Consider the following 19556-nt stretch of genomic DNA (forward strand, 5'->3'; position numbering starts at 1 on the left):
ATCAGAGGAGAAATTCACCATGTACGAAGACAAGACCCTGGTATGCAAAGACTGCGGTAAGGAGTTCGTGTTCTCTGCCGGCGAGCAGGAGTTCTACGCCAGCCGCGGCTTCGAGAACGAGCCTCAGCGCTGCAAGGCCTGCCGTGACGCCCGCAAGAACGCCACCCGCGGCACCCGCGAGATGTTCGAGGCCACCTGCGCCGCCTGCGGCAAGGTCGCCCGCGTTCCCTTCCAGCCCCGCGAAGACCGCCCTGTGTACTGCAGCGAGTGCTTCGCCAAGATGAAGGAGCAGCAGTAATCGTCCGAAAGGGCGCGGCCATGGGCCGCGCCCTTTTTTTGCGCCCTGGCGGGCCCGAGTTGTTTTTCACCCCGCTTTGCGGTACAATAAAAACTGTTGAAAACCCGCTGCTTTCGCGGCGACGGAAAGGAGCCCGCCATGGAACGACTGGGCGCTTTTATCAAAAAACACCGCCTCTGGCTGGGCGGGCTGTGCTGCGCGCTGGCGGCGGCCTTCGCCCTTGCCTGGGCGGGCTACACCCTCCATCAGGCGGGCAAAAACCAGAGCGAATACAAGATCGTCCACGACGAATATGTGGAAAAGCAGGGCCTGTATCCCGCCGACCCCGCCGCCGGCCTTGTGCAGGGCCTGCCCGCCGGCGAAGGGGAGACCCTCTACGGCGTGCGGCTGATGTTCGTCACCGGCGGGCGGGTGGCTCAAGGCGCTTTCCGGGTGGCGCTGGAGAGCGCCGACGGCCAGACCCTCGCCGCCTGCGACGGCGACATGACCATGCTGCTGGACGGCGCTTTTGTGGATGTCATCTTCGCCTCGCCCGTCACGCTGGAAAAGGGGAGCGGCTACCAGCTGCACGTCACCTTCGCCCCCGCCACCGCCGAAGATAAGGCGGGCCTTGTTTACGGCGAAGGCGTGCAGGCCGACCCGGCCATGCCCCTCACCGACGCGGCCGAAGCTTCCGCGCCCGGGCGCACCGCGGCCTTGCAATACATCACCAACTACACCGGCGCCGGCTATGCCCTGCGGGCCTTCGCACCGCTGGCGGCGCTGGCGTTCGCCGCCGTGATGGGCGGCTGGTGGTTTGTTTTCGCCCGCCGTGCGAAGGCTCATGTGTGCTTTGCCTTCTTCGCGGCAGCGCTGGGGCTGGTGTTCGCCCTGGTCACCCCGCCTCTGGCCGGGCCGGACGAATACGGCCATCTGGCCACCGCCTACGCCCTGGCCAACCGCATCACCGGCCAGCCGGGCATCACCGAGGGGCCGGATGGCGAAAGCCTGCTGGCCATGCGGGAGTGCGACGCGGAATACATGCGCGATTCTTCCGGGCCCATCGGCATCCTGGCCTACAAGACCATGACCGACGAACTGTTCTCCACCGGCAACAGCGGCGAGCTCACCGCCAGCGCCCAGGTCAGCCCGCCCTACAGTGTGGTGGCGCTGCAGTATCTGCCCCAGGCGCTGGGCATCCTGCTGGCCCGGGCGCTGGGCCTTGGCTTCCACGCCATGCTGCTGCTGGCCCGGCTGGGCAGCGCTGCGGTGTTTGCCGCGCTGGGCGCGCTGGCGGTGCGCCTTGCCCCGGCCCGCAAGAACGTCTTTTTCGCGGCGGGCCTTCTGCCCATGGCCCTGAGCCTTGCGGGCAGCGTCTCCGCCGACACGCTGGTGAACGGGCTGGCGCTGGTGTTCACCGCCCTGTGCCTGCGGGGCCTGCTGTGCACCGAACAGCTGGGCCGCGCCGAGCAGGCGGGCCTGCTGGTGCTGGCGGCGCTGATCGGCCCCATGAAAGCGGTGTATCTGGTGCTGGTGGGGCTGTGCCTGCCCATCCCCGCCGCCGCCCTGGGCGGCAAAAAGCGCAGCCGGGCCTTCAAGGCGCTGGTGTGTCTGGCAGCCCTGGCGGGCTGGCTGTGGTTCAACGGCGCCACCGTGGGCTACATGCTCCGCAGTGTGGACACCTACCGCATCGTCTACATCCTGGTGCGCCTTGTGCCGCTGGCCGCCGCGGCCGCGTTGGTCTGGTGGCGCTGGGGCAAGCGTCCCTGGTTCAAAAAGGCGGCGCTGGCCGCCGCGGTGGTGCTGGCGCTGGTGCTGGCGCGGGGAGTGCTGTGGGTGGCCGCCAACAGCGGTGAGACCCTCACCCCCGAGGAATACGCCGCCTCCATCCAGCCCAACGGCGAATCCACCTATGTTTACAGCTTCGGCTACATCCTCAGCCACATCCCCCAGACCGTGAAGCTGCTGGTGAACACTCTGGGCAGCGAGCTGCCCCGGTACCTCCAGGGGTTGGTGGGCGCGCTGCCCGGCGAGCCCATCGTCTACGGGCTGGAGGTCAGCTGGCTGCTCACCATCGCCCTGCTGGCGCTGCTGGTGTGGGCCTGCCTGCAGCCGGTGGAGGCAAAGCCCCTGCTGGGCCGGAGCGCCCGGTGGACGCTGGCCCTTGTGACGCTGGCGGTGGCGGCGCTGAGTATGCTGGCCGCCCTCTGCTGGACGCCCATCAACCTGACCACCGTCTTCGGCATGCAGGGGCGGTATCTGCTGCCGGTGCTGCCGGCCATGCTGCTGCTGTTCAGCGAGGGCCGCACCCTCTGCCTGCGCCGCTCCACCGACGGGGAGCTGCGCTTTGCCGCCGGGGCGCTGGCGGCGGCGGTGGCGCTGCAAAGTCTGGTGCTTTTCGCCTCGGCGGCCTACAAGCCCTGACAGGCGTTGCAAACCGCATGAAAATCGGATATAGTAATAAACGGGGCAAAGCGCCCCGACTGGATTTTTTGAAAGGAAGGACCTTTTTATGACTATCACCCGTCAGACCGTCATCGGCGACATTCTGGATACCGACAATTCCGTGGCCCCGCTGTTCCTGGCCATCGGCATGCACTGCCTGGGCTGCCCCGCCAGCCGCGGCGAGACCATCGAGCAGGCCTGCGCCGTGCACGGCACCGACGCCGACGAGCTGGTGGCCAAGCTGAACGCCCACTTTGGCAACGCCTGAGGCGCCCCGGCTGGATGCGCGCCTTGCCGCCGCGGCCCAGCTGGTGAAGCCCGGCGCCGCCGTGGCGGACATCGGCTGTGACCACGGCAAGCTGGCCATCTTTCTGGCGGTGACCGGCCGCGCGAAGCGGGTCATCGCCGCCGACCTGCGCCCCGGCCCGCTGCAAACGGCGGCGGACAACTGCCGCCGCTGCGGCTGCGAGGGCGCGGTGGAACTGCGCCTGGGGGACGGGCTCTCGGTCCTCGCCCCCGGCGAGGCGGACACCATCGTGCTGGCGGGCGTGAGCGCCAAGACCACCGTCGACATCCTTGCCGCCGCGCCCTGGGTGAAGACCCCGGGGACGCGGCTGGTCTGCGTGCCCGCCACCAAGGCCCCGGTGCTGCGCCGGTGGCTGTGGGAGCAGGGCTTTGACATCGAAGAGGAGCGGCTCGCCTTGGCGGCGGGCCGCTGGTACGCCGCCATCGGCGCGGTGTACACCGGCGAAACGCGCCGGGCGGACTGGGCGGAGTGCATGTTCGGCCGCTGGCGGCAGCTGCCGGGGGCGGAGGACTACGAGGCCCAGCTGGCCCAAAAAGTGGAAAAGGTGCTGCGGGGCCTCGAACCCGGCAGCCCGGAATGGAAAGAGGCGGCAGCGCTGAACGAGCAGCTGCGCCGCCCGCAAGGAGCGGAACATGGCGAAAGTTGAGGAAGTACTCCAGTTCATGCAGCAGCTGGCCCCCCGGGAGCTGGCCGCCTCGTGGGACAACGTGGGCGTTCTGGTGGACTGCGGCGCGGACGTGACCAGCATCCTGGTGGCGCTGGACATCACCGACGAGGTGGTGGCCGAGGCGGAGATCCAGGGCTGCCAGCTCATCGTGGCCCACCACCCGGTGATCTTCCACCCGATGAAGCGCATCGGCAGGGGAGACGTGCCCTTCCGCATGATCAAAAAGAACATCTCGGGTCTGTGCGCCCACACCAACCTGGACGCGGCGGAGGGCGGCGTGAACGACATCCTCTGCAAGCTGTTCGGCGTCACCGGGGCCAAGGGCTTCGCCGAGGGCGGCATGGGCCGCATCGGCCAGATCCGCACCGTCAGCGCTGCCCAGCTGGCGGCCCAGTGCCAGTCCACCCTGAACGCGAAGGTGAAGTATGTGGACGCGGGCCGGCCCATCAACACCCTGGCGGTGCTGGGCGGCAGCGGCGACCACCTCATTGAGGAGGCGGTGGCCGCCGGGGCGGACGCCCTGCTCACCGGCGAGGCGGGCCACCACGACGCGCTGGACGCGAAGCGTCTGGGCCTGAGCCTCATCGTGGCCGGGCACTACGCCACCGAATTCCCGGTGGTGCCGGTGCTGGCGGACAAACTTTCCCGCCGGTTCGCCGGGGTGCGGGTGCTGTGCAGCCGCCGCAACCGGGAGCCCTTTACCTATTTATAAAGGAGAGGCCGTCATGTTGGAGGACGAAAACCGCAGTTCCGTGGGCTATAACGAAGAGATGTTCGAGGGGGACGCCCCCTCCGACGAGCCGCTCAGTGCGGCCCCGGCGCGCCCTGCGGGCCAGGACCCGGCGGCCCTGCTCCAGCGGCAGCTGGCCCCCGGCGAGCAGCTGGTCTGGTGGGGGCAGCCGAAAAAGCTGCACGGCCCCCGCGGCGGCATGCAGAAGCTGTTCGCGGTGGTGTTTCTGGCCTTTGCCTGCTTCTGGGAAGTGAGCGCGCTGCAGGCCCTCTTTGTGGGCGGCGTGTTCGGCGTCATCTTCCCGCTGTTCGGCATCCCCTTCATCGTGGTGGGGCTGAAGATGCTGTTCCCCGGCCTCGGGGCCTCCCGCCGCCTGAGCCAGACGGCCTACGGCGTGACCACCCGGAGAGCCATCGCCGTGAGCGGCGGCCGTGTCACCGCCTGGGACCTGGACGCGGTGACCAGCGTGGAGAAGTTCTACTACCCCGACGGCACCGGCGATCTGGTGCTGTCCAACGGGCAGGTGGAACACTACTGGCACAACGGCCACAGCCACACCCGCGGGGTGACGCTGACCTTCCACGGCCTTTCCGACGTGGACGCCGCCGAGGCGGCCCTGCGCGCCCGCTGAAACAAAAACAAGCCAGCCGTGCCCGCCCGGCACGGCCTTTTTTATGAGAGGTGAGACCCATGGCACTGGATGCCGCCCTGCTGGCCCTGACCGCCGGCGAACTGAAAAACACCCTTCTGGACGCGAAGATCGACAAAATTTTCGAGCCTACCCGGGACGAGGTGCTGCTCACCCTGCGCACCCGCACCGATACCTTCAAGCTGCTGCTCAGCGCCCGCAGCGGCTCCGCCCGCATCTGCCTGACCAAGGAGACCTTCGAGAACCCCCAGACGCCTCCCAGCTTCTGCATGCTGCTGCGCAAGCACCTCACCGGCGGGCGGCTCACCGCCCTGGAGGTGGAGCCGGGAGACCGGCTGGTGTTCCTGCGCTTTTTGTGCACCAACGAGATGGGCGACCTGGTGGAGAACGTGCTGGCCGTGGAGCTGATGGGCCGCTACTCCAATCTGGTGCTCACCCAGAACGGACGAATCATCGACGCCCTCAAGCGGGTGGACTTTGAGGATTCCGACATCCGCCAGCTGCTGCCGGGCCTGCCCTACACCCTGCCCGCCAAGCCCGCCAAGGCGGACTTCTGCTCCATGACCTCCGCCCAGCTGGTGGAGGCTGCCTGCAAGCTGGACCTGCCGCTGCATCAGGCGCTCATCAAGAGCTGCGCCGGTGTGGGGCCGGTGGTGCTGCGGGAGGCTGTGTTCCGCGCCTTCGGCGGCGAGACCGCCCTGCTGGCCAGCGAGCTGGACGAAGACCGGCGCGCCGCGCTGACAGCGGCCTTTGAGGCCATCCACGCCGACCGGCTGGCGGGGGGCAGGCCCTGCCTTGCCGCCGACGACGAGGGAAAGCCAGTGGAGTTCAGCTTCACCGCCCTTACCCAGTACGGCGAGGGCCGCCTGCAGTTTTACGACAATTTCAGCGAGCTGCTGGAGGCCTACTACTGCCGCAAGGACCGGGCCGAGCGCCTGCGCCAGAAGAGCCGCGACCTGCACAAGACGGTGAAGAACCTCCACGAGCGGGCGGTGCGCAAGCAGGCGGCCCGCAAGGAGGAACTGGCCCAGAGCGGCAAGGCCGACCAGCTGCGCCTCTTCGGCGAGCTGCTGCAGGCCAACCTCTGGGCGGTGGAGAAGGGCGCCAAGAGCGTCACCGTCACCAACTACTACGACGGCCAGCCGGTGACCATCCCCCTGGACGTGCGCCTCTCCGCCAGCGCCAACGCCCAGAAGTATTTCAAGGACTACAAGAAAAAGCAGACCGCCGCCAAGATGCTGGTCAAGCTGCTGGAGCAGGGCGAGCAGGAGATCGAGTATCTGGCCACCGTGCTCTACGAGGTGGAAACGGCCCCCGGCGAACAGGCCCTGGGGGAGATTCGCCAGGAGCTGAAGGGCCAGGGCTACCTCAAGTATTATAAGGTAAGAGACAAAAAGTCCAAGCCCGCCGACTTTTACCGCTACCGCTCTTCCGACGGCTTCCTCATTCTGGTGGGCCGCAACAACCTCCAGAACGAAAAGCTCACCCTCCACACCGCCCGGGGCAAGGACCTGTGGTTCCATGTGAAGAATGCCCCCGGCAGCCACACGGTGGTGATGAGCGAGGGAAAGGACATCCCCCTCACCACCCAGAACGAGGCGGCCCAGCTGGCGGTGCTCCACTCCAGTCTGGCGGGCGGCGTGAAGGTGCCGGTGGACTACACCTTCGTCAAGAACATTCGCAAGACCGGCGACCTGCGTCCCGGCATGGTGCTCTATGAAAGCTACGAGACCGCCTATGTCACCCCGGAGCCGGATCTGGCCCAGCGGCTGGCCCTGCCGCAAAACAGGTGACAATCGCCCGTTTGTCTGCTATACTGATAAAAAACACCGGCCCGGCCCTTTCGGGGGCGGGGCCGTCCCCGGAAGGAGTGACCCTTGATGTACTGCAAACAATGCGGAGCCTGCCTGCCCGACGGCACGGCCGCCTGCCCTGCCTGCGGCTGCCTGCTGGCCCCGGCCCCCGCGCCGGAAGCCCCCGCGGCGCAACCGAAGGAAAACGCCGCCCCGGCCCCTGAAGCCCCGGCGGCTCCCGATGCTGAAGCGCCCGCGGCTCCCGCGCCCGCGGCGCAGCCGCCCGTCTCCGGCCCTGTGCCCGGCAGCGTGCCGCCGCCCCGCTATCAGGTGCCCGCCTACGCCCGCCCCGCCGCCGGCGGTCCCGCCGGCCCCAACGGCCCGGTGAACGGCGCGCCCGCGCCCCAGCCCGGCCCCGCGCCTCAGCCTGGCAGCTATCCGCCGCCTCCCGCCGCGCCCCTGAGCCCCACCGTGGGCATGGGCGAGTGGCTGTGGAGCAGCATCGTGGCCGCCATTCCCGTCGTGGGCTTCATCGTGCTGCTGGTGTGGGCCTTCGGAGGCTCCACCAAGCTCTCCAAGCGCAACTGGGCCCGGGCCAACCTCATCCTCTACGCCGTCATGGCGGTGGTGTATGTGGTGCTTTTCGTGGTGGTGATGGCCGGCATCGGCGCAGCGCTGAACGGCCCCTATTACTATAATTACTATTATTAAAGGGGAACGGGGCTCGCGCCCCTCAAAAAGCCGCGGAAAAGCCCGCTTTTCCGCGGCTTTTTCCGCCCGGGAAGGGCGTTGAACAAAACAGAGAATTTTTTTTGAAAAATTCGATTTTTTTTACAAAAAGGTCTTGCAACGCCCGGCGGGGTGTGTTACAATAACACTCGGCTGCAAATGGCTTGTGTACCAAGCTGCGCAAGCCATGATATGCGTTGATGCGGGAGGTTGCCGTGGCAACACGGGTTTTTCCGCGGAGTATGTCCGATCTAGAACCGGGCGAAAGAATTACTGAGAGCAAAGGGATACGTACACGGTGCCGTCTGCGCGGTGTACCAATGTCCATCGCACTTTGCCACAGGTCTGTCCGGGGGAACTGCCTAGCGGTTCACCGGCTTTTCCCGTGCCAAAATGTGAAACACCCGGAGCAGTGTTCAGTGGTTTATCGGTCCGCCTAGGCACCAAATTTAACAGGAGGCGAACAAAATGGCAGTCAAGGAGAAAATCAGAATTCGTTTGCAGAGCTACGATCACCAGCTGATCGATGCCGCTGCGGAGAAGATCGTTGAGACCGCGAAGCGCACCGGCGCCCGCGTGTCCGGCCCGATCCCCCTCCCCACCGACAAGGAAGTGGTCACCATTCTGCGGGCTGTTCACAAGGACAAGGACAGCCGCGAGCAGTTTGAGAGCCGCACCCACAAGCGTCTGATCGACATTCTGAAGCCGTCCAACAAGACGGTCGAGGCTCTCACGAGCCTGCAGCTCCCCGCCGGCGTCGAGATCGAGATCAAACTGTGAGCCCATTCCAATCAGTAAGGGCGGCCTGAGAGCTGCCAACTGCTGAACGGCAAACAGCGAGACTTCGCTCAAGACTCAAAGCGGAGAGGTCATGTTGGCGCTGACAGTTACTCACGGCGTCAACCAATAACCTTACAGGAGGAAAAGGAAAATGCAAAAAGGTATCATCGGCAAGAAGCTGGGCATGACCCAGCTGTTCGACGAGAGCGGCAAGGTCGTTCCCGTGACCGTGATCGAGGCCGGCCCCTGCACCGTGGTGCAGAAGAAGACCGTCGAGAGCGACGGCTACCAGGCTGTGCAGCTGGGCTTCGGCGACATCGCCGCCCGCAAGGTCACGAAGCCCGCCAAGGGCCACTTTGACAAGGCGGACGTCGCCCCCAAAAAGACCCTGCGGGAGTTCCGTCTGGCCGACATCAGCGGCCTGAACGTGGGCGACATCCTGAAGGCCGACGTGTTCGCCGCCGGCGACCACATCGACGTCGTGGGCGTCAGCAAGGGCAAGGGCTACGCCGGCACCATCAAGCGCTGGAACGGCCATCGCCTGCGCGAGAGCCACGGCACCGGCCCCGTTTCCCGCCATGCCGGCTCCATGGGCCCCTGCTCCACCCCCAGCCGGGTGTTCAAGGGCAAGAAGCTGCCCGGTCATCTGGGCGCTGAGCGCGTCACCATCCAGAACCTCACGGTCGTCAAGGTGGACGCCGAGAATAATCTGATCGCCATCAAAGGCGCGGTCCCCGGCCCCAAGGGCGCTGTGGTCTGCATCAGCGATAGCGTGAAGGCGTAAGGAGGGAAAGCACAATGGCAAAATTTGACGTTTTGGATATGAACGGCAAGAAAGTTTCCACCGTAGAGCTTTCCGACGCCGTGTTTGGGATCACCCCCAACGAGAAGGCTGTTCACGCCGCCGTGGTCAACTTCCTGGCCAACCAGCGGCAGGGCACCCAGAGCACCAAGACCCGCAGCGAGGTTTCCGGCGGCGGCCGCAAGCCCTGGCGTCAGAAGGGCACCGGTCATGCCCGTCAGGGTTCCACCCGCAGCCCGCAGTGGACTCACGGCGGCGTTGCCCTGGGCCCCAAGCCCCGCGACTACAGCTATCGGCTGAACCGCAAGGTCAAGCGTCTGGCCATCCTGAGCGCCATCAGCGCCAAGGCTGCTGCCGGCGACATGATCCTGGTGGACAACCTGAGCGTGGCCGAGTACAAGACCAAGGCCGTGGTCAGCATGCTGAGCGCTGTGGGCGCCGGCAAGAAGAACCTGATCGTCACTCCCGCCGTGGAAGAGAAGCTGGTCAAGAGCGCCGCCAACATCCCCGGCGTCAAGACCACCGTCGCCACCAGCGTGAACACCTACGACGTCGTGAACGCCGACAAGTTCATCCTGAGCGTGGACGCGGCCAAGAAACTTGAGGAGGTTCTGGGCTGATGAAAACTGCACATGACATCATTCTGGCTCCCGTCATTACCGAGAACTCTATGATGGGCGTTGCCAACAAGAAGTACACCTTCAAAGTGGCCACCGATGCCAACAAGGTCGAGATCGCCGACGCGGTCGAGAAGCTGTTCGGCGTGAAGGTCGAGAAGGTCAACACCATCAACGTGCGGGGCCGCTGGCGCCGCCAGGGCCTGCACGGCGGTTACACCGCTGCCAGCAAGAAGGCCATTGTCACCCTGAAAGAGGGCAGCAAGGGCATCGACTTCTTCGAGAGCATGGTCTAAGCTGCTCTTCGAAGGCAGCTCCTTTGAGCCTGAGCAAGGCTCGCGTATGGGGATATGACCCCGATAACAATTCATAAGTCAAAAAGGAGAATACCGCAATGGCTATCAAAAAGTACAAGCCGACTACCCCGGGCCGCCGCGGCATGACTGTTACCGATTACAGCGTGCTGAGCAAGGTCGAGCCCGAGCGCAGCCTGCTGGAGCCCATGAAGAAGGCTTCCGGCCGCAACAACACCGGCCGCATCACCGTTCGCCATCATGGCGGCGGCAACCGCACCAAGTACCGCGTGATCGACTTCAAGCGCAACAAGTTTGACGTGCCCGCCACTGTCAAGACCCTGGAGTACGATCCCAACCGTTCTGCCCACATCGCTCTCATCGAGTACGCCGACGGCGGCAAGAGCTACATCCTGGCTCCTGAAGGCCTGAAGGTGGGCGACACCGTGATGGCCGGCCCCAGCGCCGACATCAAGCCCGGCAACGCCCTGCCCTTCGCCAACATCCCCGTTGGTACCATCATCCACAACATCGAGCTGTACCCCGGCAAGGGCGGCCAGCTGGTGCGCAGCGCCGGCAACATGGCCCAGCTGATGGCTAAGGAGAACGGCTACGCCCTGATCCGTCTGCCCAGCGGCGAGATGCGCAACGTGCCCCTGAACTGCATCGCCACCATCGGCCAGGTCGGCAACGTGGACCATGAGAACGTCAACCTCGGCAAGGCCGGCCGCAAGCGCCACATGGGCTGGCGGCCCACCGTCCGCGGTTCCGTCATGAACCCCTGCGACCACCCCCACGGCGGCGGCGAAGGCAAGAGCCCTGTTGGCCGTCCCGGCCCTGTCACCCCCTGGGGCAAGCCTGCGATGGGTTACAAGACCCGCAAGCATCATAACCGCTCTGACAAGTTCATTGTCAAGCGCGCCAACGGTTAAGAGAGGAGAACGAACATGGGTAGAAGTGTTAAGAAAGGACCTTACGTCCTGCCTGTTCTGCTGAAGCGCGTTCAGGAGATGAACGCCGCCGGCGAGAAGCGGGTCCTGAAGACCTGGAGCCGGTCCTCCACCATTTTCCCGGATTTCGTCGGTCACACCTTCGCGGTGCACGACGGCCGCAAGCATGTGCCCGTTTATGTGACGGAAGATATGGTTGGCCACAAGCTGGGCGAGTTCGCCCCCACCCGTACCTTCAAGGGCCATGCCGGTTCCAAGACCGGCAAGTAAGCAAAAGGAGGAGTAGAGCAATGGAAGCTAGGGCACATCTTAGATACGCCCGCATCAGCCCCCGGAAGGTTTCGGTCGTGCTGGATCTGATCCGCAACCAGCCTCTGGACAAGGCGCTGGCGATTCTGCAGTACACCCCGAAGGCCGCCTGCGAGCCCCTTCTGAAGCTGGTGAAATCTGCTGCCGCGAACGCGGAAAACAACCACAACATGGACAAGAACAGCCTGTACGTGGCCGAGTGCTTTGTCACCCCCGGCCCCACCCTGAAGCGCATCCGTCCCCGCGCCCAGGGCCGCGCGTTCCACGTGCTGAAGCGCACCAGCCATGTCACCGTGGTTCTGAAAGAGAAAGAGTAAGAAGGAGGTAAACACAATGGGCCAGAAAGTGAATCCCCACGGTCTTCGCGTGGGCGTCATCAAAGATTGGGACAGCCGCTGGTTTACTTCCAAAAAGGAATTCGGCGACACCCTGGTCGAGGATTACAAGATCCGCAAGACCCTGAAAAAGCAGCTCTTCGGCGCTGGCGTGCCCAAGATCGAGATCGAGCGCACCCTGGACGCCCAGTCCAACGACTACAAGCTGAAGGTGAGCATCTGGTGCGCCAAGCCCGGCATGGTCATCGGCAAGGGCGGCAGCGAGATCGTCAAGCTGCAGGACCAGCTCTCCAAGATGGTGGGCAAGCCCGTCAACGTGAACATCGTTGAGGTCAAGAACATGGACACCAACGCCCAGCTCGTGGCCGAGAACATCGCCGGCCAGCTGGAGCGCCGCATCGGCTTCCGCCGTGCCATGAAGCAGTGCATGGGCCGCGCCATGCAGCGGGGCGCCAAGGGCATCAAGACCCAGGTCGCCGGCCGTCTGGGCGGCGCCGACATCGCCCGCACCGAGACCTACCACGAGGGCACCATCCCCCTGCAGACCCTGCGCGCCGACATCGACTACGGCTTTGCGGAGGCTGCCACCACCTACGGCCGCATCGGCGTGAAGGTGTGGATCTACAAGGGTGAGGTCCTCAAGGGCGCCAAGCCCGCCGCCCGCAAGGAAGGAGGCAATAAGTAATGTTACTGCCTAAGCGCGTTAAATACCGCCGCGTCCACCGCGGCCGCATGACCGGCAAGGCCATGCGCGGCAACACTGTGAACCAGGGCCAGTACGGCCTGGTCGCTCTGGAGCCCGGCTGGATCGACAGCCGTCAGATCGAGGCCGCCCGTATCGCCATGACCCGTTACATCAAGCGTGGCGGTAAGGTCTGGATCAAGATCTTCCCCGACAAGCCCGTTACTGAGAAGCCCGCCGAGACCCGAATGGGTTCCGGTAAAGGCAGCCCCGAGTACTGGGTCGCTGTGGTCAAGCCCGGCCGCGTGCTCTTCGAGCTGGCTGACGTCAACGAGGAGACCGCCCGCGAGGCTCTGCGCCTTGCCATGCACAAGCTGCCTGTCAAGTGCAAATTTGCCAAGCGTGAAGACGAAGTGAAGGAGGTTGAGGGCTGATGAAAGCTGCAGAACTGCGCAACATGTCCGCCGCGGATCTGAATAAGAAGCTGGGCGAGCTGAAGGAAGAGCTGTTCAACCTGCGCTTTCAGCACGCCATCAACCAGCTGGAGAATCCCGGCCGCATCGACATCGTCAAGAAGGACATCGCCCGTGTGCTGACTGTCCTGGCAGAGAAAGCGTAAGGGAGGTTAAACGATGGAACGGAATTTGAGAAAGACCCGTGTGGGCACCGTTGTGTCCGACAAGATGGATAAGACCATCGTGGTCGCCGTGCGCGACAGCGTTCAGCACCCCCTTTACAAGAAGATCCTGAAGCGCACCGTGAAGTTCAAGGCCCACGACGAGAATAACGAGTGCGGCGTTGGCGACCGTGTGATGATCATGGAGACCCGGCCCCTGTCCAAGGACAAGTGCTGGCGCATGGTCAAGATCGTTGAGAAGGCGAAATAAGCCTGGTACTTTGAAAGGAGGATCTGGCAATGGTTCAGATGCAAACGTATCTCAAAGTGGCCGATAACACCGGTGCCAAAGAGTTAATGTGCATTCGTGTGCTGGGCGGCTCCCGCAAGAGATATGCGAACATCGGCGACGTCGTGGTGGCTTCCGTCAAGAAGGCGGCCCCCGGCGGCACCGTGAAGAAGGGCGACGTGGTCAAGGCTGTGATCGTTCGCAGCAAGCATGGCCTGCGCCGCGAGGACGGCAGCTACATCCGCTTCGACGAGAATGCGGCTGTCATCATCCGTGAAGACAAAAACCCGAGAGGCACCCGTATCTTTGGACCGGTCGCCCGCGAACTGCGCGAGAATGGCTACCTGAAGATCTTGAGCCTGGCTCCGGAATCGCTGTAAGGAGGTTTTAAGAATGAACAATCTTCATGTTAAAACCGGCGACAACGTTATGATCATCAGCGGTAAAGACAAAGGCAAGACCGGCAAGGTTCTGGCTGTCAGCCCCAAGGAGGGCAAGGTCATCATCGAGGGCCGCAACATGGTCACCAAGCACGTCAAGCCTCGCCGTCAGGGCGAGCAGGGCGGCATCGTGAAGGCCGAGGGCGCCATCTACGCCTGCAAGGTCATGCCGGTTTGCCCCAAGTGCGGCAAGGCCACCCGCGTGGCCCACACCGTGAAGGATGGCAAGAGTGTGCGCGTGTGCCGCAAGTGCGGCGCCGAGCTGTAAGGAGGGGGAACATCAATGGCACGTTTGAAAGATAAGTATGTCAGCGAGATCGCTCCCGCTCTGATGAGCAAGTTCGGCTACAAGAGCGTGATGCAGATCCCCAAGCTCGACAAGGTGGTCGTGAACGTGGGCTGCGGCGACGCCAAGGACAACCCCAAGATGATGGACGCCATCCTGGGCGACATCGCCACCGTGACCGGCCAGCGCCCTGTGGTTTGCCGCGCCAAGAAGAGCGTTGCGAACTTCAAGCTGCGCGAGGGCATGCCTATCGGCGTGAAGGTCACCCTGCGGGGCGAGCGTATGTATGAGTTCGTGGATCGTCTGTTCAGCGTGGCTCTGCCCCGCGTGCGTGACTTCCGCGGCATCAACGGCAACTCCTTCGACGGCCGCGGCAACTACGCCGTGGGCATCAAGGAGCAGCTGATCTTCCCTGAGATCGACTACGACAAGATCGACGCCGTGCGTGGCATGGACATCTGCTTTGTCACCACCGCGAACACCGACGAAGAGGCCAAGGAGCTGCTGAAGGCTCTGGGCGCTCCGTTCGCTAACTGAGGGAGGGTACGACTGTGGCAAAAACTTCTATGAAGATCAAGCAGCAGCGCGAGCCCAAGTTCTCTACCCGCGCCTACAACCGCTGCAAAATCTGCGGCCGTCCCCATGCTTACCTGCGTAAGTACGGCATCTGCCGCATCTGCTTCCGGGAACTGGCCTACAAGGGCGAGATCCCCGGTGTGAAGAAGGCCAGCTGGTAAATCCCGCTGCCTGCCGGCCGAACCGGCCGGCGGAGCGGGCGGGCGGCCCCGGGGCAAAAGCCCCGCCGCCCCGCCGCTTTTGAAGAACAACCCAAACGAAGAACCTTAAGGAGGTTAGTGGCATGCATATCACCGATCCCATCGCGGACCTGCTCACCCGCATCCGCAACGCCAGCTGTGCCAAACACCCTTCTGTAGACGTTCCCGCTTCCAACCTGAAGAAGGCGATCTGCCAGATCCTGGTTGACGAGGGCTACATCAAGAGTGTGCAGCTGATCGAAGACTCCAAGCAGGGCACCCTGCGCCTGACCCTGAAGTATCAGGAGAACGGCCAGCCCGTCATCGCCGGCCTGCGGCGCGTTTCCAAGCCCGGCCTGCGCATCTACACCAACTGCGAGGATATGCCCCGGGTCATGAAGGGCCTGGGCACCGCGATCATTTCCACTTCTAAGGGCGTTATGACCGACAAGGCTGCCAGAGCTGCCAACGTTGGCGGCGAAGTACTCGCCTTTGTGTGGTAAGAAAGGGGCATAAAGACAATGTCGAGAATTGGAAGAAAACCCATCGTCATTCCTGCGGGCGTCGAGGTCTGTGTCAACGGGCACGACGTTACCGTGAAGGGCCCCAAGGGCACCCTGAATTCCAAGATCCATCCGCTGATGACCGTGAAGGTCGAGAATGGTGAAATCCTGGTGACCCGCCCCAATGACGAGAAAGAGGCCCGCAGCCTGCACGGCCTCACCCGCACCAACATCTCCAACATGGTGGAGGGCGTTGTGAACGGCTTCGAGAAGAAGCTGGAAGTTCAGGGCGTCGGCTACCGTGTGGCCAAGCAGGGCAAGAGCCTGGTCATGAACCTGGGCTTCTCCCATCAGGTGATCGTGGACGAGACCGACGACATCAAGATCGAGGCTCCGGACGCCAACACCATCATCATCAAGGGCATCGACAAACAGAAGGTCGGCCAGTTTGCCGCGGAAGTGCGCGAGAAGCGCCCGCCGGAGCCTTACAAGGGCAAGGGCATCCGCTATGCCGGTGAGCACATCATCCGCAAAGAGGGCAAAGCCGGCAAAGGCAAATAAGGTAAGGAGTGAAAGACAATGGTTAATAAGCCTGACAAGAACGAAGCCCGGCTTCGTCGTCACCGCCGTGTGCGCGGTAAGATCAGCGGCACCGCTGAGCGCCCCCGTCTGGATGTATTCCGCTCCTCCAAGCACATCTATGCCCAGATCATTGATGACGTGGCCGGCGTGACCCTGGTCAGCGCCTCCACGATGGAGAAGGGTTTTGAGGGCTTCGGCGGCAACGTCGAGGCGGCGAACAAGGTCGGTAAGATGATCGCCGAGAAGGCTCTGGCCAAAGGCATCAAGACCGTCGTGTTCGATCGCGGTGGCTTTGTGTATCACGGCCGCGTGAAAGCTTTGGCCGAGGGCGCCCGTGAGGGCGGCCTGGAGCTGTAAGGAGGAGGATACAATGGAAAGAAGAAATCGTGAAGTTGACGACGGCATGCTGGAAAAAGTCGTTGCCATCAACCGCGTATCCAAAACCGTTAAAGGCGGCCGCGTGATGAAGTTCAGCGCTCTGGTTGTCGTTGGCGACGGCAAGGGCACCATCGGTTTTGGCATGGGCAAAGCCGGCGAAGTTCCCGAGGCCATCCGCAAGGGCCTCGAGGCTGCCAAGAAGAACATGCACAAGATCAACATGAAGGGCACCACCATCCCCCACGAGATCGTGGGCGAGTTCGGCGCCGGCCGCATCCTGATGCGTCCCGCCGCCCCCGGTACCGGCGTGATCGCCGGCGGCCCCGTTCGTGCGGTCCTGGAAGTGGCCGGCATCAAGGACATCCGTACCAAGTGCCTGCGCTCCAACAACCCCTGCAACGTGGTCACCGCCACCTTCAACGGCCTGTGCAACCTGGTCAGCGCTGAGGAAGTTGCTGCCAAGCGCGGCAAGACCGTGAAAGAGATTCTGGGTTAAGGAGGTAGCTTACAATGGCAGAAACCGAGAAGAAGGTAGCGGCCACCGAGGCTGCCGCCGAGAAGAAGCCCGCCGCCAAGAAGGCCACCGCGGCCAAGAAGCCCGCGGCCAAGAAGGCGGCTGACGGCGAGGCCAAGCCCGCCGCCAAGAAGACCACCAAGAAGGCGGCCGACGGCGAGGCCAAGCCCGCCGCCAAGAAGACCGCCGCCAAGAAGGCGGAAGTCAAGGCCGGTACCGTGACCGTGAAGCTGACCAAGAGCCTCTCCGGCCGTGGCGCCAAGCAGATCGCCACCGCCAAGAGCCTGGGCCTGAAGAAGATCGGCGACGTCACCGTTCAGCCCGACAACGCCCAGACCGCCGGCAAGATCGCCAAGATCAGCCATATGGTCGCGGTCACCAAAGCGTAACAGCAAGGAGGTGCAAGCAGATGAAGCTTCATGAATTAAAGCCCGCCGCCGGCTCCAATGTGGCAGCGAAGCGCAAGGGCCGCGGCCACGGCAGCGGCAACGGCAAGACTGCCGGCTACGGCCACAAGGGCCAGAAAGCCCGCTCCGGCGTCAAGAAGGCTGGTTTCGAAGGCGGCCAGATGCCGCTGCAGCGCCGCCTGCCCAAGCGCGGTTTCAACAACATTTTTGCCACCGAGTATGCTACCGTTAAGGTGAGCGACCTGGAGGCCAAGTTCGAAGCCGGTGCCGTGGTTGATACCAAGGCTCTGGTGGAAGCCGGTCTGATCAAGAAGAGCCTGGACGGCGTGAAGGTGCTGGGCAACGGCGAACTGACCAAAGCCCTCACTGTTCAGCTGGCGGCCTACACCGCCACTGCCAAAGAAAAGATCGAGAAGGCAGGCGGAAAGGCCGAGGTGATCTAAGGTGTTCGATACGTTCCGCAACGCGTGGAAGATCCCCGAACTGCGTAAAAAGATCCTGTTCACCTTGATGATCCTCGTGATCTTCCGGCTGGGCTGCGCCATCAGCGTGCCTTACGTCAACGTGGACGCGCTGGAGCTCTTCCGGGAGCTGGGCGGCAGCGGCAACATGCTGGATTACCTGAACATGATGAGCGGCGGCGCGCTGAGCCAGTGCGCGATCTTCGCTTTGAGCGTATCGCCCTATATCAACGCCTCCATCATCATTCAGCTGCTCACTGTGGCGATCCCCGCCCTGGAGCGGCTGAGCAAAGAGGGCGAGGAAGGCCGGCGCAAGCTGACCCGCATCACCCGCTACACCGGCGCCGGCATCGGCGTGGCCATGAGCATTGGCTACTACATGGTGCTGCGCAGCTGGGGCGTGCTGACCTACAACACCGGCTGGCAGGCCTGGTTCAGCGCCGTCGTTATCGTGCTGAGCTTCGCCGCCGGCAGCCAGCTGCTCACCTGGATGGGCGAGCAGATCGACGCCAAGGGCATCGGCAACGGCGTTTCGCTGCTGATCTTCGTCGGCATCATCTCCCGCTGGAGCGACGTCATCGGCAGCGTGCAGGCCCTGCTGGCCGAAGCCGCCGACGGCAAGCCCCAGTACTACGTCTACCTCCCCATCATCGCCATCCTGGCGATCGCCGCGGTGGTGTTCGTGGTCATCCTCACCAACGGCGAGCGCCGCATCCCGGTGCAGTACGCCAAGCGGGTGGTGGGCCGCAAGATGTACGGCGGACAGGCCAGCCACATTCCCATCAAGGTGAACATGAGCGGCGTTATGCCCGTCATCTTTGCCAGCACCCTGTGCAGCATCCCCAACATGATCGGCAGCCTCTTGCAGGTCGAGAGCTCCTTCTGGGTGGCGTTCTTCAATGTGTTCAACTACAACAGCCTCCTCTACGCTGTCATCTACCTGCTGCTGATCCTGGCCTTCAACTATTTCTATGTGGCCATTCAGTACAACCCGGTGGAGATCGCCAACAACCTGCGCAAGAACAACGGCGCGATCCCCGGCATCCGCCCGGGCAAGCCCACCAGCGACTTCATCACCAAGAGCCTGTCCAAGATCACCCTGATCGGCGCTGTGTTCCTTGGCATCGTCGCGGTGCTGCCCATCATCCTGGGCAACGTCACCGGCGTGAGCATCCAGCTGGGCGGCACCAGCCTGCTGATCGTCGTGGGCGTGGCTCTGGACACCGGCCGCAGCATGGAAAGCTACATGCTGATGCGCCATCACAAGGGCTTCCTCGAGTGAGGCCCTGACGCGAAACACAAAACAGAAAGGGGACAAACGAGCATGAACCTGATTCTTTTGGGCGCTCCGGGCGCCGGCAAAGGCACCCAGGCTGAGATCGTCTGCGACAAGCTGGGCATCCCGGCCATCAGTACCGGCAACATCCTGCGCGAGGCCGTGAAAAACGGCACAGAGATGGGGCTGAAAGCGAAATCCTTTATGGACAGCGGCGCGCTTGTCCCCGACGACGTCATCATCGGGATCATCAAAGAGCGCCTGGCCCAGCCCGACTGCTCCAAAGGCTTCATTCTGGACGGCGTGCCCCGCACGGTGGCCCAGGCCGAGGCGCTGGAGGAGATGGGCGTGGTCATCGACAAGGTGGTGGACCTGGAGGTGGCGGATGAAGTGATCATGCGGCGGCTTTCCGGGCGGCGGGTGTGCTCCGCCTGCGGGGCCTCCTATCACCTGGAGTTCAAGCCCAGCCGCGAGCCTGACCGGTGCGACCGGTGCAGCGGGCCTCTGATCGTCCGCAAGGACGACGAGCCCGCCACCGTGCGCGACCGGCTGGCCGCTTACCACGAGCAGACCGAGCCCCTGGTGGAGTTCTACCGCCAGCGGGGCAAGCTGGTGGTGGTGGAAGGGCAGGACACCATTGCCGACACCACCGCTCTTCTGCTGAAAGCACTGGAGGCGTAACGC

General features: G+C 63.8%; 31 protein-coding genes. All 31 read left to right on the top strand.

Going from position 1 to position 19556, the window contains the following annotated elements; genetic code table 11:
* The first annotated feature begins 19 nt into the window (after positions 1–19).
* The 31 genes from ACMI1Q_RS09225 to ACMI1Q_RS09375 all read left to right on the top strand — a co-directional run bounded on the left by ACMI1Q_RS09225 (position 20) and on the right by ACMI1Q_RS09375 (position 19553).
* Positions 20–298 (top strand): zinc-ribbon domain containing protein, encoded by a 279-nt coding sequence (locus ACMI1Q_RS09225; RefSeq protein ID WP_330056356.1) that lies wholly within the window; start codon positions 20–22, stop codon positions 296–298.
* Positions 299–436: 138 nt separating this feature from the next.
* Positions 437–2701, top strand: coding sequence for a DUF2142 domain-containing protein (locus ACMI1Q_RS09230; RefSeq protein WP_419503568.1), 2265 nt, complete (start codon positions 437–439; stop codon positions 2699–2701).
* An 88-nt stretch (positions 2702–2789) separates the two neighbouring features.
* Positions 2790–2990 (top strand): DUF1858 domain-containing protein, encoded by a 201-nt coding sequence (locus tag ACMI1Q_RS09235; RefSeq protein ID WP_177521652.1) that lies wholly within the window; start codon positions 2790–2792, stop codon positions 2988–2990.
* Positions 2977–3675 carry a class I SAM-dependent methyltransferase gene (locus ACMI1Q_RS09240; RefSeq protein ID WP_419503569.1) on the top strand — a complete coding sequence of 233 codons (699 nt, stop codon included), beginning with the start codon at positions 2977–2979 and terminating at the stop codon, positions 3673–3675. The genes ACMI1Q_RS09235 and ACMI1Q_RS09240 overlap by 14 nt, the downstream gene beginning before the upstream one ends.
* A complete protein-coding gene (locus tag ACMI1Q_RS09245; protein ID WP_177522303.1) occupies positions 3662–4408 on the top strand; it encodes a Nif3-like dinuclear metal center hexameric protein in 747 nt (248 codons plus the stop codon). The genes ACMI1Q_RS09240 and ACMI1Q_RS09245 overlap by 14 nt, the downstream gene beginning before the upstream one ends.
* A gap of 13 nt (positions 4409–4421) precedes the next feature.
* Complete coding sequence (locus ACMI1Q_RS09250) at positions 4422–5057, top strand: hypothetical protein (RefSeq protein WP_418441538.1); 636 nt, start codon at positions 4422–4424, stop codon at positions 5055–5057.
* A gap of 59 nt (positions 5058–5116) precedes the next feature.
* Positions 5117–6868 (top strand): Rqc2 family fibronectin-binding protein, encoded by a 1752-nt coding sequence (locus ACMI1Q_RS09255; protein ID WP_419503570.1) that lies wholly within the window; start codon positions 5117–5119, stop codon positions 6866–6868.
* Positions 6869–6955: 87 nt separating this feature from the next.
* Positions 6956–7579, top strand: a complete 624-nt coding sequence (locus ACMI1Q_RS09260; protein WP_419503571.1) for a hypothetical protein — start codon at positions 6956–6958, stop codon at positions 7577–7579.
* Positions 7580–8065: 486 nt separating this feature from the next.
* Positions 8066–8377: a 30S ribosomal protein S10 gene (gene rpsJ / locus ACMI1Q_RS09265; RefSeq protein WP_419503572.1), complete on the top strand. Its 312-nt coding sequence runs from the start codon at positions 8066–8068 to the stop codon at positions 8375–8377.
* 151 nt (positions 8378–8528) lie between these two features.
* Positions 8529–9161, top strand: a complete 633-nt coding sequence (gene rplC / locus ACMI1Q_RS09270) for a 50S ribosomal protein L3 (RefSeq protein ID WP_394960469.1) — start codon at positions 8529–8531, stop codon at positions 9159–9161.
* A gap of 14 nt (positions 9162–9175) precedes the next feature.
* On the top strand, positions 9176–9799 hold the full coding sequence (rplD, locus tag ACMI1Q_RS09275; RefSeq protein ID WP_417025030.1) for a 50S ribosomal protein L4: 624 nt from the start codon (positions 9176–9178) through the stop codon (positions 9797–9799).
* The gene (gene rplW / locus ACMI1Q_RS09280) at positions 9799–10092 is read left to right on the top strand and encodes a 50S ribosomal protein L23 (RefSeq protein ID WP_394979339.1); all 294 of its coding nucleotides are present in this window, start codon (positions 9799–9801) and stop codon (positions 10090–10092) included. Before rplD ends, rplW begins: the two co-directional genes overlap by 1 nt.
* A gap of 98 nt (positions 10093–10190) precedes the next feature.
* Complete coding sequence (gene rplB, locus ACMI1Q_RS09285; RefSeq protein ID WP_419503573.1) at positions 10191–11021, top strand: 50S ribosomal protein L2; 831 nt, start codon at positions 10191–10193, stop codon at positions 11019–11021.
* Between the two features lie 15 nt (positions 11022–11036).
* On the top strand, positions 11037–11309 hold the full coding sequence (rpsS, locus tag ACMI1Q_RS09290; RefSeq protein WP_058965300.1) for a 30S ribosomal protein S19: 273 nt from the start codon (positions 11037–11039) through the stop codon (positions 11307–11309).
* A gap of 20 nt (positions 11310–11329) precedes the next feature.
* Complete coding sequence (rplV, locus tag ACMI1Q_RS09295; protein ID WP_394960465.1) at positions 11330–11665, top strand: 50S ribosomal protein L22; 336 nt, start codon at positions 11330–11332, stop codon at positions 11663–11665.
* A gap of 16 nt (positions 11666–11681) precedes the next feature.
* Positions 11682–12368: a 30S ribosomal protein S3 gene (gene rpsC / locus ACMI1Q_RS09300; RefSeq protein ID WP_417025032.1), complete on the top strand. Its 687-nt coding sequence runs from the start codon at positions 11682–11684 to the stop codon at positions 12366–12368.
* The gene (gene rplP / locus ACMI1Q_RS09305) at positions 12368–12799 is read left to right on the top strand and encodes a 50S ribosomal protein L16 (protein WP_394964953.1); all 432 of its coding nucleotides are present in this window, start codon (positions 12368–12370) and stop codon (positions 12797–12799) included. Before rpsC ends, rplP begins: the two co-directional genes overlap by 1 nt.
* A complete protein-coding gene (rpmC, locus tag ACMI1Q_RS09310; RefSeq protein WP_394964951.1) occupies positions 12799–12984 on the top strand; it encodes a 50S ribosomal protein L29 in 186 nt (61 codons plus the stop codon). The genes rplP and rpmC overlap by 1 nt, the downstream gene beginning before the upstream one ends.
* 13 nt (positions 12985–12997) lie before the next feature.
* Complete coding sequence (gene rpsQ / locus ACMI1Q_RS09315) at positions 12998–13252, top strand: 30S ribosomal protein S17 (protein WP_394979336.1); 255 nt, start codon at positions 12998–13000, stop codon at positions 13250–13252.
* Between the two features lie 29 nt (positions 13253–13281).
* Positions 13282–13650 carry a 50S ribosomal protein L14 gene (gene rplN / locus ACMI1Q_RS09320; protein ID WP_370827648.1) on the top strand — a complete coding sequence of 123 codons (369 nt, stop codon included), beginning with the start codon at positions 13282–13284 and terminating at the stop codon, positions 13648–13650.
* Positions 13651–13663: 13 nt separating this feature from the next.
* Complete coding sequence (gene rplX, locus ACMI1Q_RS09325; protein ID WP_419068139.1) at positions 13664–13978, top strand: 50S ribosomal protein L24; 315 nt, start codon at positions 13664–13666, stop codon at positions 13976–13978.
* A 15-nt stretch (positions 13979–13993) separates the two neighbouring features.
* Positions 13994–14533 (top strand): 50S ribosomal protein L5, encoded by a 540-nt coding sequence (gene rplE / locus ACMI1Q_RS09330; protein ID WP_394976969.1) that lies wholly within the window; start codon positions 13994–13996, stop codon positions 14531–14533.
* Between the two features lie 14 nt (positions 14534–14547).
* The gene (locus ACMI1Q_RS09335) at positions 14548–14733 is read left to right on the top strand and encodes a type Z 30S ribosomal protein S14 (protein ID WP_087172340.1); all 186 of its coding nucleotides are present in this window, start codon (positions 14548–14550) and stop codon (positions 14731–14733) included.
* Positions 14734–14855: 122 nt separating this feature from the next.
* On the top strand, positions 14856–15254 hold the full coding sequence (gene rpsH, locus ACMI1Q_RS09340) for a 30S ribosomal protein S8 (RefSeq protein WP_177522298.1): 399 nt from the start codon (positions 14856–14858) through the stop codon (positions 15252–15254).
* An 18-nt stretch (positions 15255–15272) separates the two neighbouring features.
* Positions 15273–15815: a 50S ribosomal protein L6 gene (gene rplF / locus ACMI1Q_RS09345; RefSeq protein WP_394979332.1), complete on the top strand. Its 543-nt coding sequence runs from the start codon at positions 15273–15275 to the stop codon at positions 15813–15815.
* A gap of 18 nt (positions 15816–15833) precedes the next feature.
* The gene (gene rplR / locus ACMI1Q_RS09350) at positions 15834–16193 is read left to right on the top strand and encodes a 50S ribosomal protein L18 (RefSeq protein ID WP_177522296.1); all 360 of its coding nucleotides are present in this window, start codon (positions 15834–15836) and stop codon (positions 16191–16193) included.
* Positions 16194–16206: 13 nt separating this feature from the next.
* Positions 16207–16710: a 30S ribosomal protein S5 gene (gene rpsE, locus ACMI1Q_RS09355; RefSeq protein WP_177522295.1), complete on the top strand. Its 504-nt coding sequence runs from the start codon at positions 16207–16209 to the stop codon at positions 16708–16710.
* Positions 16711–16946: 236 nt separating this feature from the next.
* Positions 16947–17117, top strand: coding sequence for a 50S ribosomal protein L30 (rpmD, locus tag ACMI1Q_RS09360; protein WP_419503587.1), 171 nt, complete (start codon positions 16947–16949; stop codon positions 17115–17117).
* A 20-nt stretch (positions 17118–17137) separates the two neighbouring features.
* The gene (rplO, locus tag ACMI1Q_RS09365; RefSeq protein ID WP_330058963.1) at positions 17138–17578 is read left to right on the top strand and encodes a 50S ribosomal protein L15; all 441 of its coding nucleotides are present in this window, start codon (positions 17138–17140) and stop codon (positions 17576–17578) included.
* 1 nt (position 17579) lies between these two features.
* Positions 17580–18878: a preprotein translocase subunit SecY gene (gene secY, locus ACMI1Q_RS09370; protein ID WP_419503574.1), complete on the top strand. Its 1299-nt coding sequence runs from the start codon at positions 17580–17582 to the stop codon at positions 18876–18878.
* A 42-nt stretch (positions 18879–18920) separates the two neighbouring features.
* Positions 18921–19553, top strand: coding sequence for an adenylate kinase (locus tag ACMI1Q_RS09375; RefSeq protein WP_419503575.1), 633 nt, complete (start codon positions 18921–18923; stop codon positions 19551–19553).
* Positions 19554–19556 lie beyond the last annotated feature (3 nt).

This window comes from Candidatus Allofournierella excrementavium (genome assembly GCF_048526665.1).
GTDB classification, from domain to species: domain Bacteria; phylum Bacillota; class Clostridia; order Oscillospirales; family Ruminococcaceae; genus Allofournierella_A; species Allofournierella_A excrementavium.

Excerpts from the sequence above, each read along its gene's own strand:
- ACMI1Q_RS09225 (WP_330056356.1), top strand. The coding sequence starts at position 20 with ATGTACGAAGACAAGACCCTGGTATGCAAAGACTGCGGTAAGGAGTTC.
- ACMI1Q_RS09230 (WP_419503568.1), top strand. The coding sequence starts at position 437 with ATGGAACGACTGGGCGCTTTTATCAAAAAACACCGCCTCTGGCTGGGC.
- ACMI1Q_RS09235 (WP_177521652.1), top strand. The coding sequence starts at position 2,790 with ATGACTATCACCCGTCAGACCGTCATCGGCGACATTCTGGATACCGAC.
- ACMI1Q_RS09245 (WP_177522303.1), top strand. The coding sequence starts at position 3,662 with ATGGCGAAAGTTGAGGAAGTACTCCAGTTCATGCAGCAGCTGGCCCCC.
- ACMI1Q_RS09250 (WP_418441538.1), top strand. The coding sequence starts at position 4,422 with ATGTTGGAGGACGAAAACCGCAGTTCCGTGGGCTATAACGAAGAGATG.
- ACMI1Q_RS09255 (WP_419503570.1), top strand. The coding sequence starts at position 5,117 with ATGGCACTGGATGCCGCCCTGCTGGCCCTGACCGCCGGCGAACTGAAA.
- ACMI1Q_RS09260 (WP_419503571.1), top strand. The coding sequence starts at position 6,956 with ATGTACTGCAAACAATGCGGAGCCTGCCTGCCCGACGGCACGGCCGCC.
- rpsJ (WP_419503572.1), top strand. The coding sequence starts at position 8,066 with ATGGCAGTCAAGGAGAAAATCAGAATTCGTTTGCAGAGCTACGATCAC.
- rplC (WP_394960469.1), top strand. The coding sequence starts at position 8,529 with ATGCAAAAAGGTATCATCGGCAAGAAGCTGGGCATGACCCAGCTGTTC.
- rplD (WP_417025030.1), top strand. The coding sequence starts at position 9,176 with ATGGCAAAATTTGACGTTTTGGATATGAACGGCAAGAAAGTTTCCACC.
- rplW (WP_394979339.1), top strand. The coding sequence starts at position 9,799 with ATGAAAACTGCACATGACATCATTCTGGCTCCCGTCATTACCGAGAAC.
- rplB (WP_419503573.1), top strand. The coding sequence starts at position 10,191 with ATGGCTATCAAAAAGTACAAGCCGACTACCCCGGGCCGCCGCGGCATG.
- rpsS (WP_058965300.1), top strand. The coding sequence starts at position 11,037 with ATGGGTAGAAGTGTTAAGAAAGGACCTTACGTCCTGCCTGTTCTGCTG.
- rplV (WP_394960465.1), top strand. The coding sequence starts at position 11,330 with ATGGAAGCTAGGGCACATCTTAGATACGCCCGCATCAGCCCCCGGAAG.
- rpsC (WP_417025032.1), top strand. The coding sequence starts at position 11,682 with ATGGGCCAGAAAGTGAATCCCCACGGTCTTCGCGTGGGCGTCATCAAA.
- rplP (WP_394964953.1), top strand. The coding sequence starts at position 12,368 with ATGTTACTGCCTAAGCGCGTTAAATACCGCCGCGTCCACCGCGGCCGC.
- rpmC (WP_394964951.1), top strand. The coding sequence starts at position 12,799 with ATGAAAGCTGCAGAACTGCGCAACATGTCCGCCGCGGATCTGAATAAG.
- rpsQ (WP_394979336.1), top strand. The coding sequence starts at position 12,998 with ATGGAACGGAATTTGAGAAAGACCCGTGTGGGCACCGTTGTGTCCGAC.
- rplN (WP_370827648.1), top strand. The coding sequence starts at position 13,282 with ATGGTTCAGATGCAAACGTATCTCAAAGTGGCCGATAACACCGGTGCC.
- rplX (WP_419068139.1), top strand. The coding sequence starts at position 13,664 with ATGAACAATCTTCATGTTAAAACCGGCGACAACGTTATGATCATCAGC.
- rplE (WP_394976969.1), top strand. The coding sequence starts at position 13,994 with ATGGCACGTTTGAAAGATAAGTATGTCAGCGAGATCGCTCCCGCTCTG.
- rpsH (WP_177522298.1), top strand. The coding sequence starts at position 14,856 with ATGCATATCACCGATCCCATCGCGGACCTGCTCACCCGCATCCGCAAC.
- rplF (WP_394979332.1), top strand. The coding sequence starts at position 15,273 with ATGTCGAGAATTGGAAGAAAACCCATCGTCATTCCTGCGGGCGTCGAG.
- rplR (WP_177522296.1), top strand. The coding sequence starts at position 15,834 with ATGGTTAATAAGCCTGACAAGAACGAAGCCCGGCTTCGTCGTCACCGC.
- rpsE (WP_177522295.1), top strand. The coding sequence starts at position 16,207 with ATGGAAAGAAGAAATCGTGAAGTTGACGACGGCATGCTGGAAAAAGTC.
- rplO (WP_330058963.1), top strand. The coding sequence starts at position 17,138 with ATGAAGCTTCATGAATTAAAGCCCGCCGCCGGCTCCAATGTGGCAGCG.
- ACMI1Q_RS09375 (WP_419503575.1), top strand. The coding sequence starts at position 18,921 with ATGAACCTGATTCTTTTGGGCGCTCCGGGCGCCGGCAAAGGCACCCAG.